Below are 19,204 nucleotides of genomic sequence, written 5' to 3'. Positions count from 1 at the left end.
GAATTCTATGTATGTTGCTAGCGATCCAAAAAAATCACAGGTCCAGAAATCACTCACAAGACTCGCGATCTCCTTTTTGTGCTTTTTGATTCTTTCTTCTACCGTGGTTGCGCGCGCACTCTATTCAGACCAGACGATACCTGGACCAAGGCTAGCTCGCGTCAAGGATATCGCTTCGATCGAGGGTATTCGCGACAATCAATTAGTTGGATACGGGATAGTTGTTGGTCTGCAGGGCACCGGCGATAGTCAGCAAACAACCTTTCCTGCACAAACATTGGCGTCAACGTTGCTCCGCATGGGCGTCAGCGTTCCAGCAGCTGCAATCCGAGTCCAGAATCTCGCGGCAGTCTTTGTTTCCGCGACGTTGCCACCCTTTGCTCGTCCAGGTACCAAACTCGATATTACTGTCTCATCCGCAGGTGATGCGAGGAGCCTCGAGGGTGGGTTGCTTCTGATGACTCCTCTTTATGGATCAGACGGCAAAATATATGCGCAGGCGCAGGGGCCGTTGGTTGTTGGTGGCTATTCGATCAACGTGAATGGAAATGTAAAACAATACAATCACCCCAATACTGCTCGAGTTCCTTTCGGTGCGATGGTAGAACGCGGTGTTCCTCTGGATTTGGATGGAAAAAAACAGTTTTCACTCTTACTGAATGATGCTGACTTTCGTGGCGCAGAGGCCATGGCCCTTGCGATCAATCGTTCGTTGGGAAGATCTGCAGCACACGTTCTCGATAGTCGGAGAATCGATCTGCTGGTCGGAGTGGATGAAGAGGTTCCGGCTCTACTGGCTCAGGTCGAATCAATAGAGGTACCTGTCTTTCCTCGAGCGAAGGTGGTTGTCAACGAGCGTACAGGAACAGTAGTTATTGGCGGAACGGTAGTGTTGCAGCCGGTGTCTATTCTTCACGGGGGACTAGCAGTCAATGTGGTGAGCGAGTTTCAGGTGTCGCAGCCAAATGCATTTTCCTCAGGTGGCACAACCCAGGTCGTGCAGCAGACGCGAGTTGATGCCCAGGATAAACCGGTCAACCGAATCGAGCTCAAGCAAGGAGCTACGGTAGATGACTTAGTCCGAAGCCTCCAGATGATTGGAGCCTCAGCGCGCGATGTCATCTCGATCCTCCAGGCGATGAAGTCAGCAGGCGCACTTGAAGCGGAGATTGAAGTCCTATGATGATAGATCCGGATATCTCACGCCTTCCTACCGCGGAGGCCCAAAGACAAGCCAAGTTAGTGGATGCCGCACAACAATTCGAGGCGACGATGTTGCAGGAACTGCTGAAGCCAATGCAACACGGCCAAAGTAGTTGGGGAGACGAAGAGAAGAGCGAAGACTCGGCCTCGGACACCATCAGCGGCTTTGGCACCGAAGCAATTGCCAAAGCCATATCGAAGAGCGGTGGCTTTGGGATCGCTCGACGGGTGGTTGAGCAAGTCACCCAAGAACATCAACGACGCTAAAAAGAAAATCGTCGAGTACTAAAGTTTGCGTGTTGGATGCCGATACAGTCAAGTAGACGGAGGCTGATCATGAGCTATACAAGTGGAATCGGCGGTCAACAGACAGACAACGCGATCACTCCATCTGGGGCGCAGCCAGTTGTCTCGGTGGATACGTCCGGAATCGCTGCCAAGAAGCATCAAGTACTCAGCGCGACTGCGATACACGACGATGAGACGGCTGTGAGTTCGACGGGAGGGCTCGTATTACAGGCTTTGGAAGCGTCGGACACACGAACTGCGAAGGTTTTATCCTTGCAGGAGGCGATCGCCGTTGGGAGCTATACAGTTTCGTCGTCAGACGTGGCAGATAAAATCGTTCAATCCTTACTGAAATAGCGATGGCAATCGATCAAACAGTCCTTGCGAAATGCAGCATCGTAGTGGCTAACCTATAGTCATCTCGATTTTGGGTAGAGAGCCAGTTGCTTGAACTCATCCTCGAAATTTGGGCAGAATCTGGCTTCAATTTTACCGCCTACACGGGAGAAAACACGGGATACCAATGGGTACACTTACATCATTATTGAATATAGCCAGCGAAGCGCTGCTGGCAGATCAGGCCGCACTGAACGCGACCGCCAACAACGTCGCAAATCAGAATACACCTGGCTATACACGCGAGGTTGTGAGTTTTCAGTCGGGGGATTCAGTTTCTCTAAGCGGGGAGTCTCCGAGCTCGGGCGTAACCGCCACTGTTTCGTCTCTGAGGGATAGAGTTCTTGAACAGCGCGTGCAACAGCAAACGCAGACGACGGCGCAGAGTGCCGCACTTCAAACTGCTCTGCAGCAGATCGAAAACATATTCGGACTGACCTCGGCTTCAACGGGTTCAGGGGCGGTAGCTTCGTCGCAGCTTGGTACTGCGATCAATGGATTCTTCAGCTCTCTCTCTTCCTTAGAAGCTAACCCGTCTGATACAGCAACGCGGCAGAAAGTGCTAACTGCTGCGAGCACGTTAGCTGGCGCCTTCAATTCCGCATCGAGTCAGCTTTCGCAGATATCAACTAGTCTCAATCAGCAAGTCAGCGGTGATGTCGGTCAGATAAATACCCTCACGTCTTCGATAGCGTCTCTAAACTCTAAGATTGCTAGCCTCAGCCCTGACGCGGATGCTGGAACTCTCGAAGACCAGCGTCAGGAGGATATCGACCAACTCTCTCAACTCGTGGGGCTGGATCAGATTTCAACTTCACAGAATGGCATATCTTTGACAACCAGCGGTGGCGCGGTTTTGGTCAGCGGTGATCAATCATTCCAAGTGAGCACGACACAGGTGGGCGGAGACACTGACGTTCTGGCAGGTGATCCCCCTCAGGACGTGACCTCAAATCTCAACGGTGGAGACGTGGGCGGAGCTTTGCAGGCAAGGGATCAGTACTTACCGGCTTATTCATCTGCACTAGATAATCTAGCCTTTTCACTCGGAACTGCAGTGAATCAGCAGAATGAATTGGGAGTTGACAGTAGCGGAAACCCAGGTCTAGCAATCTTTAGTCTTCCAGGTAGCGCGACTGGTGCAGCAGCAGCGATCTCCGTATCCGCAACTTCCCCTGGAGCCGTAGCCGCGGCCACTGCTGGCGAGGGATCTTCGGGCAACAATAATGCTACGGCGCTTGCCGATCTTTCCACTACGAATGTGGTCGGGAGCCAAACTGCCACAGGCTTCCTCGCATCATTGCTCGATCAGGTCGGCGGAGACGCTTCTGGTGTAACAACGGATAATGCAACACAACAGGCTGCGCTCACTCAGCTCACTACTCAGCGTGATTCGCTCTCGAGCGTGTCTTCCGATCAGGAGGCGTCGAACCTGACGCAATATCAACGCTCCTATCAAGCGGCGTCTCAGGTGTTCTCGATCGTTGATACTCTGATGGCGAGCGCAATCAATCTTGGTGAAGAAACTACAGTGACCTAGGAAAGCGCTGTGTTCTTCAGCTTGCCTAACCAACTAAGAATCAGGAGCGCACACTTGCGAGTAGATCCGAATTACCTTAGCACTCTAACTGGGGCACTCAATCAGTCCAGTTCTATGATCAACAACCTAACGTCTGAACTATCGAGTGGGTTGAGTGTCCAGTCGCTTCAGGACAATCCGGTCGCGGTTGCTCAAAGTACCCTTTTGGCCAGTCAGATTGATCAGACGGACACATTCGTTCAATCAGCTTCTGGAGAAGCTTCGATGATGCAGGTTGCCGACTCAACTTTGGGTGACGTGGTGGCTCAGGTGACACAGGCGCTATCGCTCGCCGTCGAAGGCAGTAACGGTACTCAGAACGCGGCAGACAATGCTAGCGTTGCTCAGTCTCTTAGCGGAATCCTTAGTGAAGTGGTATCGCTGGCCAACACCAGCTATCAGGGGCAATACTTGTTTAGCGGCAGTCAGGGATCAGTTCAACCTTTTACGCTGAACACGACTGCTACTCCTCCAACAGCTACCTACGCGGGCGACACTAATGTGCAATTCATTGAGGTCCCAGGAGGACAGAAGCTTCAGATCAATCTACCCGGCTCCTCAGTTTTCGGTTCGGGAGCTACCGGGATTGTTGGCGCATTGAGTCAATTGATCGGCGATATTTCGGGTGGTGCCTCGACTGCGACCATCACGACCGATACTGCTGCTTTGAACACAGCTCTTGGCCAATTGTCCGATCAGCGAAGCACTCTCGACAGCTCTTTGAGTCGACTCAACTCCGCCACTACGTTCGCGCAAACTACCGAAAGCCAACTTGAGGTGGCACAAGGTGGCCTAGTCTCTGCAAATCCTGAGATCGTGGCGACTCAGCTGTCGTCTGCGGAAACCCAACACCAGGCCTTGTTGAGTGTCATTAGCAACTTGGGGAACCAAGAGGATCTATTTCAGCTTATGAGGTAGGTGGATTGTTCACCATTTGGTCGCCATCTCTCGAACGAATGCGATTCCTCGTCCGTTCAGGCAGGACGGGATATCCATTTTCAGGTGATCGGAGTCCATTCGCGTGGGAATCAGCGCCGTTCAAAGCTAAGCGAAATTGCTGTCGTCTCCTCCACCCGACCCGTCGTCGCCAAAATCGCTGCCGTCATCCAATGAAGCATCATCAGAGGATGTGTCCGAATCCAAGCTCGTATCGTCGATAGAGTCAGAGCTGTCCGAACCATAGAGTGAGTCTCCATCGTTCGAGGAGTCACGTGATCCGAAGTCCCGATCTTCTTGCTGGCCAAGCGACCTCTCATCGGCAGAGACATCCCGTCCGCCACGATCATCGCCATAGTAGTTGTTGACGATCTCTTCGGTAGGACGCTGACTCCCATCGAAGCTCCCAAATTCTTGGCCACCGCCGCCATATCCAGCTTCATGCCCAAATCCATGCATCAATGATTCGACGCCTTCAAAGGCTAGCGCTCCTGCAGCCACCCCAGTCGCGGTTTGGAGAGCACCCCTCAGAAATCCACCACCCCCCATCCCTTGTGGAACTCCGTATTGAGGAGGCGCTCCATACTGTGACGGAGGAGCACCGAACCCACCGACCGGTGCATACTGCGGATACGCAGGCACCGGCTGTTGAGGATAGCTCTGTGGCGGAGGCGGGGGCGCCGGTTGGTCATCATGTCGTCCGAGCAAATTCCCCAAGAAGCTCGTCGAATGTTTCGGCTCAGGGTGCTGCTGCAGTTGCTCAATCTGCGCCTTTGCCTGAGTTAGTTGTACCTGCGCCTGTTCTAGCGCGTACTTCTGCACCAGCACCGTCTGCGCCAGAATGTAGAGAGCGTCCGGGTTTCGTCCTAGACCCTGTTGCAGCATCTGTTCCGCATCGATATCTTTCTCTGCAAGTTGTGTCTTCTCAACTCGGTCGATCAGACCGCTGATCATGTCCTGTTCCTGAGGAGTCATCTTTAATCCTTTCCGTTATCTTGCGCAGCTGTTTACAGGGTCGCACAAATTAGGACACCAACACTTGACCATCGACCTGATGGACGCACCATACGTCCGAATGTTGCTATTGGCATGTAGATCTTCTGATGATTCGTTAGTCGTTACTCCGTGGCGCGCAGGACCACAATGGTCTCGTCGTCAAAGTGGGCCGTTCCGGACTGAAAATCGTTGACGGCCTGGAGTATGGCGTTCACTGTGAACTGCGCAGTGGGGTGATGCTGCGACTCGAGGAGTTGTGTGAGACGTTCATCGCCGAACATGTCATTGGTGGCGTTGACGGCGTCAACAATGCCGTCGGAGAAGAAGACGATGAGGTCGCCGGGGCGGGTGGAGAGGGTGAACTCCTCATACTGGGCGTTGGGGAAGAGGCCCAAGGGAAAGCCTTCAACCTGAATGGTGCGGACGCTTGGGGGTTTTGTGATGTCTGAATTGGCCGCCACGAAGAGAGGCTGGACGGAGCCGGCGTTGGCGATCTGAAGGGTTTGGTTGCTGTCGTCCCAGACTGCGATGAGCATAGTGACGTACTGGGAGTCGAGCTTACGCTCCTGGAGTTGGTCGTTGAGCGCGGTAAGCATCGCCGCGGGGGAAAGGTGTTGGGGAGCGAGGGAACGCAGGATGCCGCTGACAAGCGCGGCGTAAAGCGCAGCAGGAGCGGCCTTGCCGCTGACGTCTCCTACGGCGATGGCGATGCGTCCGGCGCCGTAGTCGAGATAGTCGAAGACATCTCCTCCGATGGAGCGGGCTGCGACGAACTCGGAGGCAATCTCGGCGTGTTCGAGCTTGGGTGGACGAGAGGGCATGAGGCGGAGCTGAACCTGGCGAGCCATGTCGAGGTCGCGCTCCATGCGCTGCTCCTCTTCGTGGATGCGCTGGTAGAGGCGGGCGTTGGCGATGCTGATGGCGACCTGCGACGCGAGGGTGGAGAGAGTGCGCTGATGGTCTTCGTTGTAGTAGTTGACGCGGGTGTGCTCGAGGTCGAGGACGCCGATAACTTCGCCCTTGTAGACGAGGGGGATGGCGAGTTCGGAGCGTACCTCTGGGTTTGCCTCCACGTAACGTGGATCCTTGCGGACGTCGGATGCGAGGACGGGTTCGCGGAGTTGGGCCGCGGTGCCGATGAGGCCTTCGCCGAGAGCGACGGTGCGTTCGCGGGTGACGCGCTCGCCGAAGCGGGAGGAGAAGCGGTGCTCGAAGAGCTGGGTGCGATCGTTCCACAGGAGGATGGTGAACATGTGGAAGTCGATGACACGCTTGAGGAGCTGGCCGATGCGCTCGAGGAGGTCGTCGGGATCGAGGATGCTGGTGATCTCTCGGGAGATGTCGTTGAGGACGGCGAGGGTTTGCGCCTGGCGCGAGACGCGGGTGTAGAGGCGAGCGTTCTCGATGGCGATGGCCATGCGCGAGGCGACCAGCTCGAGGAGGCGCTGATGCTCCATCGTGAAGTAGCCGATGGTCTCGGACTGCAGATCGAGGACGCCGATGACCTTGTTCTTGACTACGAGCGGGACGGCGAGTTCGGATCGGACTGCGGGATTCGCATCGATGTAGTTCTCCTGAGTGGTGACGTCTTCGACGAGGAGAGATTTGCGATGGAGAGCGGCTTGACCGGAGACTCCGCGGCCGAGCTTGATGCGCATGCGCTCGATCTCGCTGGAATGGCCGATTTGGAAGCGCATGCGGAGATCCTGTGAGCGCTCATTGATGAGCAGGATCGCGAAGATTTTGTAGTCGATGACGGCGCGGACCAGGTCGGCGACCCGGTGCATAAGGGTGTTGAGGTCGAGGGTGCTGTTGAGGGCGTCGGCGAGTTTGTGGAGGAACGCAACCTGGAGGGGTTCAACGCGAATGTTTGGGTCGGCGGCGTGGGGGTGGAAGAGTTGCGGGGTTGGAGGGCGGTAATCTCCCTCGTAATGGTGCTCGGGCTTGGGCGCTTCGGGGCCGGTGGTTGGAGTCGCGCTCGGTTTGATCGGGGAAGACATTCTGCTTTGGGTTGATCTTACCGGGTGAGGTGGGGTTTGGGGAGTGTCTGGCCGGAACTCCTTTCGTTGTGACCGATTGGCTACGTAACGACGCCATGCTTGTTCGTTTTGGCCTCACCCAACGATCTTCAAGTCTGCGTTCGCTTGTGCGATGCTCATTCTTGCTCTCGAAGGGGGGTACCCCCCCTGGGGTTACCTTCGGCTAAGTCTATTCCTTTGTTTGGTTTGCGCGACACCTATCCTCGCAAAAACGTCATTCTAAAAGGGTTACGGCTAAATTCTTCCATCGAAAGGGGTTATGGCGCTGCCTCTCGTTGGCCAGAGATGCGGGCTCACTGACCGGTTGTCGAGAATCGACACTATCTCCATTATAACGGCGTACGTGGAACTCATACGCAAGGTCTATCCTGCTTATTCTAAACAGGATATGACCTTACGGGGCTTGACAGGATTTTAACGCGCACACTCGCGATTGTCCGCGAATCGAAACGGGGTCAGTAGCCGGGGGCGGAGGTGGATGGTTCGACAGCGTGGCCGGCTAGCTCGTTGACGATTTTGACGCTGGCACTGGCTCCGATGCGGGAGGCTCCGGCTCGCAGCATGGTGGTGGCGTCGGCGAGCGAGCGGATGCCACCGGAGGCTTTGACCCCGGCGCGAGTTCCGGCTACGCCGCGAAGCAGTCCGATGTCGTCTGCGGTGGCTCCTCCGGTGGAGAAGCCGGTGCTGGTCTTGAGGAAATCGGCTCCAGCGGAGAGGGCTAGCTCGGAGGCTCGGAGTTTCTCTTCGAAGGTGAGGAGACAGGTTTCGAGGATGACCTTCACGATTGCTCCGGCTGCGTGGGCGAGCTCGACGACACCGTGGATGTCCTGACGAATGGCTTCGTAGTCGGCGGTCTGGCCGGACTTGAGGAGTCCGATGTTGAGGACCATGTCGATGTCGTGTGCGCCGTGGCGAAGCATGTGAGCGGTCTCTTCCTGCTTGGAAGCGGATAGGGTCGCGCCGAGAGGGAAGCCGATGACTACGCCGACGGGAATGCCTGTGCCTTGAAGAGCGGCGGCTGCGAGCGACACCCAAGTGGGGTTGACCATCGCGCAGGCGAAGCGGTGTTCCGCGGCCTCGTGGCAGAGCTGGAGGACTTGATTGCGGGTGGCTTCGGGCTTGAGGAGGGTATGGTCGAGGACGGCGGCGAGATTTTGCGAGGAAGAGAGTGTGTGTGCAGCGAAGGCTTCGGCGTCAAAGTGCTCTGGGCCGTGCGGGAGTGGATCGGTGATGGACAGCGTATTCAAAAAGCGCTCCTTCGGCGAGGGGAGGTGACGGCGCCGGGTTACTTTCTATCATACCGGGGTCAGAGCTGGCTTTTCGGCTGTGCGCCAGGCGAGGGCCATGTCGTCTCGGAGGAATTGATAGAGTTGTTCGCCGGACTCTTTGTCGCGAGCGCGGAGGATGGCACTGGGGTGGATGGTGGCGATGACTTGGTTGGCGTAGGGGGTGTTGAGAATCTTTCCGTGGTCGCGCATGAGGGAGAAGGTTCCGCCCAGCAAGGACTTGGAGGCTGAGGCGCCGAGACAGAGGATGACGTGGGGGTGGATGGAGTCGATTTCAGCGAGGAGCCATGGGCGGCAGGCACTGATCTCGGACATGCGAGGATTTTGGTGGAGGCGGAATTTGCCGCGCTGAACGAATTTGAAGTGCTTGACAGCGTTGGTGACGTAGACCTTGGAGCGCTCGATGTTGAGTTCGTCCATGACGCGGTCGAGAATTTTGCCGGCGGGGCCTACGAAGGGTTTGCCCTGGAGATCTTCCTGATCGCCGGGCTGTTCACCGACGAGAATGAGTTTTGCGTGGGCTGCTCCTGCGCCGGGAACGACCTGGGTAGCGTGCTGGTAGAGGTCGCATCCTTTGCATGATGGGAGGGCTGCGCGAAGTTTGGGGAGCGAGTGGTCTTCGGGGACGAAGGGTTGGGCGGTTGGTTGTTGTTGCTGGTGTGTGACCATGTCGGCGACTCGACTTTGAGATTTGGTAATGAGGTCGGGCAGAAGCGAGATTTCGGGAAGATTCTTCCAATAGCGGACGGGCATCTCGCTGCGCATCATCTCAGGGTTGAGGCGAGCCGGGTTGTAGATGCTGGCGTAGTAAGAACGCCAGAGATCTTCGAGCTCGTCTTCGGCGGGGGCGGACTCGCGGGGCAAGCCGGGGGAGAAGGTGAGTTGTTTGCCGGTGGGGTCCCAGGAGACGGAGGCATCGGGGGTGAGGATGGTCCAGCGCATGATGCCGAAGCGTTCTACGAAGAACGGCGCGGCGAGTGGGAGGATGCGGTGGTCTGGCTGGTACCAGGCGATGAAGTGCTCGCAGGTGTCGGGCTGAGAAGGCGTTGGTGTGGCGGCGGGATCGGGTTCGCAATGAGGGAGCTCGGTGTGGTTGAGTCCGAAGGGAGTGGGTGTCGCGAGAACCAGATGATGGGGACCGGGTTCGGTGCGGAAGGACTCGTCGACGACGATGGGGCGAGGATTTGGGTCGTCGGGGTCGAGGACCATGCGGAAGCGCAGGAAGGCATGCATCTTGTGCAGGTCGCGGCGGACTTGCGACTCGAGGCGTTCGAGTTCGGCGATGTCGGGGTCGACTGAGATTTTGAGTAGATTGCGGTTGGCTTGCAGGCGATAGAGGATGCGGTAGAGAAGATTCCAGCGCTGGGGGTCGCGATGGACGGCGGCGTACTCGGCGGATTCGAGGAAGGCTTTGGAGGTGTGAGGCGTCGGGAGTGGATCTCCGGTGGGCGCGTCCGAGGTTTCGAGGGTGAGATCGAGCGTTGACGGAACTGTGGAGTCCTGCAGGTCCAGTTCTTCGGGAAGGTAGCCAAGATGGAGGGCTTCGCGTGCGGCTTCGCGCCATGCGTTGAAGTCGGGTTCGAGAGGGATGCGCTTCATTAGAGAGAACCGCTGAGTGCACTGAGAGGTGCGAACAGATCGAGCTGGGTGATTGGTTGCGCCAGATTGGTGGCGGGTTGCTGATGAGGGATGTGGTCGACGGTTATGAGGTAGGGTAGGACGTTCTTCACGCGGACGTGAAGTTTTTTTAGGTCGTCGATGAGGAGGCGATGGTATTTGCGGATGCTGAGGATGCGCTCTACGTTTCGATAGCCGATGCCGGGGACGCGGAGGAGGGATTCGCGTGGCGCGGCGTTGACGTCGACCGGGAAGAACTCGGGATGGGATTTCGCCCAGGTGGTCTTTGGGTCTTCGGTGAGGGAGAGCGATGGATCTTCTTCGGTGGTAAGTTCGGCGGCGGTGAAGCCGTAGAAGCGCATGAGCCAGTCCGATTGATAGAGGCGATGCTCGCGGATGAGGGGAGCGGGCTTTAGCGGAAGGCGAGCGTCGGCGGCGGGGTAGGGACTGAAGCCGGTGTAGTAGATGCGGCGAAGTTTGTATTGGCTGTAGAGGTGAGTTGCCGTTTTAAGGATTTCGCGATCGGTGGTTGGTGTGGCTCCTACGACCATCTGGGTGGATTGGCCGGCGGCAGCGAACTTTGGTGCGGAAGGGAGCTTGCGGCGATCTTCGTCGGCCTCGTCTTTGCGGAGGGCGATGTTGTTCATCGTGGCTTCGATAATGGTGGTCTTCTTTTCCGGGGCGAGTTGGACCAGGTCTTGCTGGGTGGGGAGTTCGATGTTCGCGCTGAGACGGTCGGCGTAAAGGCCAGCTTGTTCGATGAGGCGCTCGCTTGCTCCGGGAATGGCTTTGAGGTGAATGTAGCCGCCAAAGTGATGCTCGGTGCGAAGGGTTTTGGCTACGTGGAGGAGCTGCTCCATGGTGTAGTCGGGGGACTGGATGATGCCGGAGGAGAGAAAGAGGCCTTCGATGTAGTTGCGCTTGTAGAAGTCGAGGGTAAGTTGGACGACCTCGTCGGGAGTGAAGCGGGCGCGCCGGATGTCGGAGGAGATGCGATTGACGCAGAAGACGCAGTCGTAGGTGCAGAAGTTGGTGAGGAGGATTTTGAGGAGGGAGACGCAGCGGCCGTCGGGGGTGTAGCTGTGGCAGATTCCCATGCCATCGGAGTGGCCGACGCCTTGGCCGTTGCCGCTGCGCTTGGCTCCGGAGGAGGCGCAGGAGGCGTCGTACTTTGCGGCGTCGGCGAGGATCTCGAGCTTTTGCTGGATGTTCATGCGTGATGAGGAGCCGAGTGATTTGATGCCTTATTGTAGCGAAGAAAAGGCGAATATTACGATTAGGACTTGATTCGATTTGAGCGGTTCAACATCCAACAGAGGTGACTATAGATAACGTAGAAAAAAGGCTTCGACTTTCGGTGCTGGATCAGAGTCCGGTTCCGGCGGGGAGTTCTCCTGGGCAGGCTTTGGAGAATTCGATTGAGCTGGCGCGGCTGGTGGATGGGCTTGGGTATCGGCGGTTCTGGATGTCGGAGCACCATGCGATGGATACGCTGGCGTGTACGGCTCCGGAGGTGATGCTGGCGCGGATTGGTGCAGAGACGAAGCGGATTCGGATTGGGTCGGGTGGGATTATGCTGCCGCACTACACGTCGCTGAAGGTGGCGGAGTGTTTTCGGATGTTGCATGCGCTTTATCCGGACAGGGTGGATTTGGGGATTGGGCGCGCGCCTGGGGGTGGGCCGATTGAGGCGCTGGCGTTGAAGCGGGACCGGAAGACGAAGATGCTGGACGATTTTCCGGAGCAGGTGAGCGAGCTGCTGGCGTTTCTTGGGCATCATTTTCCTGAGGGCCATCCGTTTGCTGGGATTCGGGTTTCGCCGGAGATGCCGGGTGGGCCGGATGTGTGGATGCTGGGATCGAGTATGTGGAGCTCGGCGGCGGCGGTGGAGTTTGGGCTGCCTTATTCGTTCGCGCATTTTTTTAGCCCGGTGAATACGCGCGCGGCGATTGAGACTTATCGGCGGAGCTTTAGTCCGAGTATCTATCGGAGCGAGGCGGAGGCTACGGTGGCGGTGGGCGTGATCTGTGCGGAGACGCAGGAGGAGGCGGAGTTTCTGTCTTCGAGCGTGCGGTTGCTGCAGAGGAGGATTCGGCAGGGGGATCGTCGGCCGGTGGCTTCGCCAGAGGATGCGGTGCGGGAGTTGAGACTGCTGGGTGATATGCCGATGGAGGAGGGCGAGTGGCCGCGGTATTTTGTGGGGACGCCTTCTGCGGTGAAGGAACAGTTGGAGGCGATGGCGGAGGAGTTGGGGATTGGGGAGTTGATTGTGAATACGATTGTGTGGGAGCAGGCGAAGCGGTTGCGGAGTTATGAGTTGTTGGCTGAAGAGTTTGGGTTGAAGCCAGATGGTTTGAACTCGCTTGTGGAGTCATCTCGGTAGCAGAGCTTTGTTCTCATGCGCCCCCCCCCTTAAATGACTCAGCCACAGATGGGTGTCTGTGGCTGTTATTGAGATAGGCCACCCCGATTTTTATAACTCTTATCGCAGGGAGCCTCCGCCGGGCGGCGCTCGACGATCGGAGGATGATCGACAGATTTGAGATTCAGCAATATCTATCAGAACATGGACGGATGCTTGCGGTAAACAACTCTGATTTCATCTAAACAAAGGTTTGCATTTCGAGTTAGGCACTTCTTGTCATCACGAATATCTGACGATAAGATGGGTTCCCATCAACATTCTTCAATATTGGTTCCAAGATTGAGGGAAGGGTCCTGACGATTTTGCCAGTAATCCTTACGAAAAGATGGTTCATTTCCCGCTTCATCATCCATTCATGAAAACGTAGGCTCTCGTTGCTGAATTGCTCGACCTGCCAGCCAGGAAGGTTCTGGAATAGCTCCGGCTCGGGAAATTGAGCATCCATGTGTTCTTCGAGCCACTCCGGTACTTTGATGCCCTTGTCGAGATATTTCTCACGGAGAGCTGTATCTGAATCATGAGCTGCTTTACCGCATGGAAAACCGAAAATCACAAGCTTGTCGGCCACACGAAGGGCTTCGCTGATCACCTGCACTCGAAGGCTGGGTGGAATGTGCTCCAAGACATCAGAGGCCAAGACCATATCAAACGAGCGGTCGGCAAGCGGTAAGTCAGCTGCAGAGGCGGCCAGCTGAGTCATTGGCCACTGTTCTTTCGCAGAAAAGGATAAATCGCAGCCGGTGAATGGGACCTTCCTGAATGTTCCAATGCCATAGGGTCCAGATCCAATCTCTAGCAATGTTCCTGATTCGTAGAGGCCATGCTTCTTGATGGTGCGGATGATGGGAAAATAACGTGCTGCCCAATTTAGCAAAATTCTCTCCTTGCTCTCTGATCATAAGACATATGGAGTTTCATCAGGCCGGGACCGAGAAACTGCAGACCTCACGGGCCACACTATCGGATTCGTGTTCGCAGGCATTCTCCGCGAGTTTGACGATCACGGCATCGAATAGCGCCAATACCTCTGCATGCGCTTAGTAGTCGTTGAGCATCGCTAGAGGTCGCTGATTACCAGACCGCGCGGCTTCGGGGCATGGTTTGCCTTGTTGAGCGCGCTTTTTGCGGCTTCGTCGATTACTGCCACGATTTTTGCGGGCTCTTCGAGGATGGACATGTGGCAGGTGGAGAGAATCGTGGTCTTCGCGCCCATTTTCTTTGCTGCTAACTCTTCCATAGCTGGCGGGAGCATTTGATCCTTCGTAGAGATGACAGCCCATGTGGGCTTGTTCTTCCAGGAGGCGACGGTCAGTTTTTCGTCGAACATGGGACCGTAGCTCTGGCCCTGTACTGCGAGGAAGAACTCCCGCTCTTTTATCGGGAGTCCTTCGGCAATATATTTCAGCATGCCCTCCGAGGTAACGGTGGCGAACTTTTCTGCGTCAAGTCGAATCTGCTTTTGTCCTTCGGTCCATCCAAATGGACTGCTGGCGTCGTTTGCGGATTGTCCCGCATCAGGCGCATAGGCGGTTACATAGACAAGAGCGGCGATCTTCGGATCGTCACCGGCCTGGGTGATCACAGCACCTCCCCAGGAGTGGCCCACGAGAATTACGGGACCATCCTGGAGCGCGACAATTCTCTTCGTGAAGGCCACTTCGTCCGCTAGGGAAGTCATTGGGTTCTGCACAGCTACCGCGTTGTAGCCCAGGTCTTGCAGTAGTGGAATGACCTTCGACCAACTGGATCCATCTGCGAACGCGCCGTGAACAAGAACGATGTTCTTTACTCCTGAAGACATGGTCATACTCCTGTTGCTTCTGATTCGCTTGCCCTGAAAGATATTCGAGAAGTTTTGCTGACGCTTGAATTAACTTCGGTGTCGTAGCGATCGCCCGTGCCCTTGTCGCGAAGCTTCGTCGGCTACGTATGAAAAATGCGACCGTTATGAACTTCGCTGAGTCATATTCCATGCACGCGAGTGTGTTCTAATTTGCTGGATCTTACTACCCATCTAGAAGGAGTGCATATGCCCATCGTCAAAACCAAGGACGGCGTTGAGATTTTTTACAAGGACTGGGGAACAGGCCAGCCTATTGTGTTCAGCCACGGCTGGCCGCTGTCGGCAGACGACTGGGACGCGCAGATGTTGTTCTTCCTCCAGCATGGCTATCGTGTGATCGCCCATGACCGCCGCGGCCACGGGCGCTCAACCCAGGTTGCCGACGGTCACGATATGGACCATTACGCGGATGATCTAGCCGCTGTTACTGCTCACCTCGGCCTGAAGGACGCCATTCATGTTGGCCACTCCACTGGTGGCGGTGAGGTGGTTCGTTATCTCGCTCGGCATGGCGAAAAGGGCGTATCGAAAGCTGCGTTGATCAGCGCGGTACCGCCGCTCATGGTGAAGACTGCCGCTAATCCTGAGGGGCTGCCCAAGTCGGTCTTCGATGATCTGCAGGCGCAGCTCGCGGCCAATCGTTCGGAGTTCTATCGCGCTCTGCCGACGGGACCTTTCTATGGCTTCAATCGGCCGGGTGTGAAGTCCTCGGAGGCCGTCATCGAGAACTGGTGGCGTCAGGGAATGATAGGAGGAGCGAAGGCGCACTATGACGGCATTGTGGCCTTTTCTCAGACGGATTTCACGGAAGACCTGAAGAAGATCACGATTCCCGTGCTGGTGATGCATAGCGAAGACGACCAGATCGTTCCGTATGTTGCGGCCGGGCCGAAGTCTGCGAAGCTGCTGAAGAATGGGACGATGAAAACCTACAAGGACTTTCCGCACGGTATGCCCACTACGCACGCGGAGACGATCAATGCCGATTTGCTGGCGTTCCTGAAGAGCTGAAGGCCGTACTCAGTCGTGCCTTCTGCGGCTTCTGCATGCGACAGAAGGGCTGTGAGTTGGTCGAAGCAGGATGTTTATTCGATGGTTGCGGGCCATGTTTAGTGGCCTGCGACTTCGGAGGGGAAGATGCGGATGTCTTCGACGCCGCGGTAGCGCTCGGCGTAGTCCATGCCGTAGCCGATGACGAATTTGTTGGGAATCTTGAAGGCAATGTAGTCGGCTTCGATGGGGACGAGACGACGCTCGGGTTTGTCGAGGCAGGTGGCGATCTTTAGCGATGCGGGTTTGTGCTGGAGCATGAGGCCGCGGAGATAGCTGAGGGTGAGGCCGGTGTCGAGAATGTCTTCGACGATGATGACGTGCTTGCCTTCGATGGGATTGTCGATGTCCTTGATGAGCTTGACGGCGCCGGAGGAGACGCGGGCGCGGCCGTAGCTGGAGACGGCGACAAAGTCGAAGGTGTTGTCGACCTGGATGGCGCGTGCGAGGTCGGCGAGGAAGATGGCCGCGCCTTTGAGAACGCCGATGAGGACGATGGATTGGCCTTTGTAGTCGGCGGAGATCTGAGCTCCGATTTCGCGGGTGCGGTCGGCGATCTGTTGTTTGGAGAAGAGAATCTCCATCTCTGCGGCGGGGGGGAAGACGGGCGTGCTGGAGGACATAAGGGATAGGCTAACCCGAATAGGGGGCTGAGGCAAAGGCCGCTATACTTTAAGCGAGCGAGGATTATGTTTCCCTATATCGATATTGGCCCGATTCATCTGGGTACGTTTGGGCTGTTGCTTTGGCTTGCGGCAGTGGCGGCGACGGTGGTGCTGCATAAGAATTTTGTTCGGAATGGCGTTGATGCCGATGCGTTGAACGTTGTCGCGTTTGTGGTGATCGCGGGCGTGCTGGGTGCAAAGGCGTGGCATGAGCTGCAGAATCCGGCGGATTTGTATGCTGCGTTTCGGCAGATTGTCGCTCCGGGATGGAGTCGTCCGTTTGCTGTGGCGATGGACTTTCTGCACTGGTTTCAGGCGGGATTTGCGTGGTTTGGCGGGATGCTGGCCGGAATCGCGATGTTGATGTGGCAGGGCAGAATGGCGAAGCCGGATGGGTTGAATGGGGGGAAGGCTGCAGTGCGGATGCTCGATCTGGCTACGCCGGCCGCTGCGATTGGATATGGCGTGGGGCGGATCGGATGTTTGACGTCCGGTGATGGGGACTACGGGATCAACACGACGCTGCCGTGGGGAGTGCATATGGCGAAGAATGCGTTGGTGCTGCCTACTCCGCCGGACGCGCTGGTGCAGCCTACGCCGGTGTATGAGTTTCTGTTTGCGATGGCGCTGGCGTGGCTGCTTTGGCAGTTGGGCAAGAAGGCACGGCCGCTTGGCTGGATGACGGGGCTGTATCTCTTGCTGAGTGGCGTTGCGCGTTTTCTGGTGGAGTTTGTGCGGGTGAATCCGCGGCTGTATTGGGGTATGAGCAATGCGCAGGTTGCGGCGTTGGGCTCGGTGGTGGTGGGGTTGATCGTGATGGTGGCGACGCGGCGGGGGACTGTTGTGGTTTCGCCGGTGGTGGAGATGAGTTCGTAAGGGAATTTGTCCTGCCGGACGGGCCCGTTGCGCGCGGTGCGGTCACTTCGTGACTTGTGTATCGCTTCGCTTGTACCTCCCGTTGGTCGTTATCAATGATTCGACCAACGGGAGGATTATGCGAAGCCTGTCTAGCGTTTGTCTCGGGCCATCTCCTCGCGGAGGGGTGGTTGTGGGGCGGCGAAGAAGGCTGTGGAGATGAGGCCGCCTAGAATCGCACCGAGGATGGGAGCGAGCCAGAAGAGCCAGAGTTGACTGAGTGCCCAGCCTCCGACGAAGATCGCGGGGCCGGTGCTGCGGGCCGGGTTGACCGAGGTGTTGGTGACGGGAATGCTGATGAGGTGGATCAGCGTGAGACAGAGGCCGATGGCGATGGGAGCGAATCCTTTGGGGGCGCGCTCGTCGGTGGCGCCGAGGATGACGAGGAGGAAGAAGGCTGTCAGGACGACCTCGGCGACGAAGCAGGCGATGAGCGAATAGCCGCCGGGGGAGTGGTCGGCATAGCCGTTGGAGGCGAAGCCGGCGGCGAGGGTGAAGCCGGGTTTGCCGCTGGCGATGAGGTAGAGAACACCTGCGCCTGCGACAGCTCCGACGACCTGAGCGACGATGTAGGCGGGGAGTTCGGAGATAGGGAAGCGCCGGGCAGTGACGAGACCGATGGAGACCGCGGGGTTGAGATGGCAGCCGGAGACGTGGCCGATGGCGAAGGCCATAGTGAGGACGGTGAGGCCGAAGGCTAGCGCAACGCCGACGAAGCCGATTCCAAGGTTGGGAAAAGCTGCTGCGAGGACGGCGCTGCCGCAGCCGCCGAAGACGAGCCAGAAGGTACCGAAGAACTCAGCTGTTGCGCGTTTTGAAAGATCCATGGATAGCCTTTCTTGCTGGTGAATTCACCGTTGATCTCATGTTGATGTGGCATAACGCAGGTGCTTGGGCCGGATTGAGGGGAGGGCCGAAGTCTAGCATAGGGCGGTAATTTCCGCGTTAGAATCTTGCAGATGATTGATTGTGACGGAGTGGATGACGGAGCCTGAGAAGATACCGGCGGTGGGCGAGATCTGGAGTCGCTTCGATCTTGGCGAGGCGACCAAGGTCATCACGATTCTGGCCGCGTTCGCGTATGCGACGGGTGCGATCGCGATTAATACGTATCTGCATGGGCTGGGGATCGTGGATTTTTCCTTTGCCAAACCGAAGCTGTTGCTGACCGGGATCGTCGTGTTGTTCACGTATCTGCTATTGGCGTCGCCGGCGTTTTTTGTCGCGTGGTCGATGGCGACGCGCCACGAGCAGACGGTGCGGAGGCTGTCTTCGCTCGGGCATATTGCGATCTTGTTTGTTGGTTCTCTGATGTTGCTTCTTGGCGCCTCGGTTTTTTCCTGCTTTCAGACGCATCCGAGCATGGGGCAGAGCACGGTTTGGCAGGTATGGAGGATCACGAATCCGGGAGGCAGCGTCTCCAAGCGGTTGCTCGCGTCGCTGCTTGTGACGTTGGCGGTTTATCTTCCTGTTCTGATTGCGGCTGTGTCGGTCTATGTGGCGGCACGATTGTTCGACCGGGAGACGTCGGAGGGGCGTGCGTCGCAGATCAGTTTGAGACGATTCTCCCTGGTGATGGCAGTTGCGGTCTTCGTGGTGGCGACGATCGGATACATCTGTGTCTTCACGAATACTTTCTATTCAGTGATTCCGCAGGAGTTTGGAGGAGGACAGCCTTACTTTGAGAACGTCGTGGTTGGGAAAGATGATTTATGCCAGTTGCAACAGCTTGGCATACCGTTTGTTGCCGACCAAAGCGATATCACGCTGCCCTTGCCGGTGTTGCATGAGACGGACACGCTGGTAGCGGTGTGGTTGAACGATATGTCCAAAGGGGAATGGAATTTTGTTGTCGCGGTGCTCGATAAGAAGGTGATCACCGCAACGAAGATCGTTGCAAAACCGGATAGTCCGTTTCCGCCGCGATTGTCTCCTCTTGTGTGCAAAGACTGACTCGAGCTGGCTC

General features: G+C 56.8%; 18 protein-coding genes. 9 read left to right on the top strand and 9 right to left on the bottom strand.

Annotated features, from left to right (window positions below):
* The first annotated feature begins 7 nt into the window (after positions 1-7).
* From RBB76_RS24525 to RBB76_RS24505, 5 genes are all read left to right on the top strand, one after another.
* The gene (locus RBB76_RS24525; protein WP_429633646.1) at positions 8-1,183 is read left to right on the top strand and encodes a flagellar basal body P-ring protein FlgI; all 1,176 of its coding nucleotides are present in this window, start codon (positions 8-10) and stop codon (positions 1,181-1,183) included.
* A complete protein-coding gene (locus RBB76_RS24520; protein WP_429633644.1) occupies positions 1,180-1,470 on the top strand; it encodes a hypothetical protein in 291 nt (96 codons plus the stop codon). Before RBB76_RS24525 ends, RBB76_RS24520 begins: the two co-directional genes overlap by 4 nt.
* Positions 1,471-1,539: 69 nt before the next feature.
* Positions 1,540-1,848 (top strand): flagellar biosynthesis anti-sigma factor FlgM, encoded by a 309-nt coding sequence (locus tag RBB76_RS24515; protein WP_429633642.1) that lies wholly within the window; start codon positions 1,540-1,542, stop codon positions 1,846-1,848.
* A gap of 166 nt (positions 1,849-2,014) precedes the next feature.
* The gene (flgK, locus tag RBB76_RS24510; RefSeq protein WP_429633640.1) at positions 2,015-3,427 is read left to right on the top strand and encodes a flagellar hook-associated protein FlgK; all 1,413 of its coding nucleotides are present in this window, start codon (positions 2,015-2,017) and stop codon (positions 3,425-3,427) included.
* Positions 3,428-3,436: 9 nt separating this feature from the next.
* A complete protein-coding gene (locus tag RBB76_RS24505) occupies positions 3,437-4,384 on the top strand; it encodes a flagellin (protein WP_429633638.1) in 948 nt (315 codons plus the stop codon).
* Between the two features lie 126 nt (positions 4,385-4,510).
* On the opposite strand, the gene RBB76_RS24500 is transcribed toward RBB76_RS24505, so the two are convergent.
* The 5 genes from RBB76_RS24500 to RBB76_RS24480 all read right to left on the bottom strand — a co-directional run bounded on the left by RBB76_RS24500 (position 4,511) and on the right by RBB76_RS24480 (position 11,554).
* The gene (locus tag RBB76_RS24500) at positions 4,511-5,377 is read right to left on the bottom strand and encodes a DUF2076 domain-containing protein (RefSeq protein ID WP_429633636.1); all 867 of its coding nucleotides are present in this window, start codon (positions 5,375-5,377) and stop codon (positions 4,511-4,513) included.
* Positions 5,378-5,520: 143 nt separating this feature from the next.
* The gene (locus RBB76_RS24495) at positions 5,521-7,398 is read right to left on the bottom strand and encodes a SpoIIE family protein phosphatase (protein WP_429633635.1); all 1,878 of its coding nucleotides are present in this window, start codon (positions 7,396-7,398) and stop codon (positions 5,521-5,523) included.
* Positions 7,399-7,892: 494 nt separating this feature from the next.
* A complete protein-coding gene (deoC, locus tag RBB76_RS24490) occupies positions 7,893-8,684 on the bottom strand; it encodes a deoxyribose-phosphate aldolase (RefSeq protein ID WP_429633633.1) in 792 nt (263 codons plus the stop codon).
* Positions 8,685-8,732: 48 nt separating this feature from the next.
* Entirely contained in the window at positions 8,733-10,322 is a 1,590-nt protein-coding gene (locus RBB76_RS24485) for a UdgX family uracil-DNA binding protein (RefSeq protein WP_429633631.1), read from the bottom strand.
* Complete coding sequence (locus RBB76_RS24480) at positions 10,322-11,554, bottom strand: putative DNA modification/repair radical SAM protein (protein WP_429633629.1); 1,233 nt, start codon at positions 11,552-11,554, stop codon at positions 10,322-10,324. The genes RBB76_RS24485 and RBB76_RS24480 overlap by 1 nt, the downstream gene beginning before the upstream one ends.
* A gap of 143 nt (positions 11,555-11,697) precedes the next feature.
* Between RBB76_RS24480 and RBB76_RS24475 the strand changes: the two genes are divergently transcribed.
* Positions 11,698-12,723 (top strand): LLM class flavin-dependent oxidoreductase, encoded by a 1,026-nt coding sequence (locus tag RBB76_RS24475; protein WP_429633627.1) that lies wholly within the window; start codon positions 11,698-11,700, stop codon positions 12,721-12,723.
* A 244-nt stretch (positions 12,724-12,967) separates the two neighbouring features.
* On the opposite strand, the gene RBB76_RS24470 is transcribed toward RBB76_RS24475, so the two are convergent.
* A complete protein-coding gene (locus RBB76_RS24470; protein ID WP_429633625.1) occupies positions 12,968-13,639 on the bottom strand; it encodes a class I SAM-dependent methyltransferase in 672 nt (223 codons plus the stop codon).
* A 183-nt stretch (positions 13,640-13,822) separates the two neighbouring features.
* Positions 13,823-14,566 carry an alpha/beta hydrolase gene (locus RBB76_RS24465; protein WP_429633623.1) on the bottom strand — a complete coding sequence of 248 codons (744 nt, stop codon included), beginning with the start codon at positions 14,564-14,566 and terminating at the stop codon, positions 13,823-13,825.
* Positions 14,567-14,794: 228 nt separating this feature from the next.
* On the opposite strand from RBB76_RS24465, the gene RBB76_RS24460 reads away from it, so the two are divergent.
* Complete coding sequence (locus RBB76_RS24460) at positions 14,795-15,619, top strand: alpha/beta fold hydrolase (RefSeq protein WP_429633621.1); 825 nt, start codon at positions 14,795-14,797, stop codon at positions 15,617-15,619.
* Between the two features lie 98 nt (positions 15,620-15,717).
* Here RBB76_RS24460 and hpt read toward each other — a convergent pair whose 3' ends face one another.
* Positions 15,718-16,281: a hypoxanthine phosphoribosyltransferase gene (gene hpt / locus RBB76_RS24455; protein WP_429633619.1), complete on the bottom strand. Its 564-nt coding sequence runs from the start codon at positions 16,279-16,281 to the stop codon at positions 15,718-15,720.
* A 66-nt stretch (positions 16,282-16,347) separates the two neighbouring features.
* Here hpt and RBB76_RS24450 point away from each other — a divergent pair, with 66 nt between their 5' ends.
* Positions 16,348-17,199, top strand: a complete 852-nt coding sequence (locus RBB76_RS24450) for a prolipoprotein diacylglyceryl transferase (RefSeq protein ID WP_429633617.1) — start codon at positions 16,348-16,350, stop codon at positions 17,197-17,199.
* Between the two features lie 131 nt (positions 17,200-17,330).
* Here the strand turns inward: RBB76_RS24450 and aqpZ are convergent, their stop codons facing one another.
* Complete coding sequence (gene aqpZ, locus RBB76_RS24445; protein WP_429633615.1) at positions 17,331-18,065, bottom strand: aquaporin Z; 735 nt, start codon at positions 18,063-18,065, stop codon at positions 17,331-17,333.
* 154 nt (positions 18,066-18,219) lie between these two features.
* Between aqpZ and RBB76_RS24440 the strand changes: the two genes are divergently transcribed.
* Positions 18,220-19,191, top strand: coding sequence for a hypothetical protein (locus RBB76_RS24440; protein ID WP_429633613.1), 972 nt, complete (start codon positions 18,220-18,222; stop codon positions 19,189-19,191).
* Positions 19,192-19,204 lie beyond the last annotated feature (13 nt).

Source organism: Tunturiibacter psychrotolerans (assembly GCF_051013365.1).
Lineage (GTDB): Bacteria > Acidobacteriota > Terriglobia > Terriglobales > Acidobacteriaceae > Edaphobacter > Edaphobacter psychrotolerans_A.
This window is presented reverse-complemented; position numbering and strand designations above follow the sequence as displayed.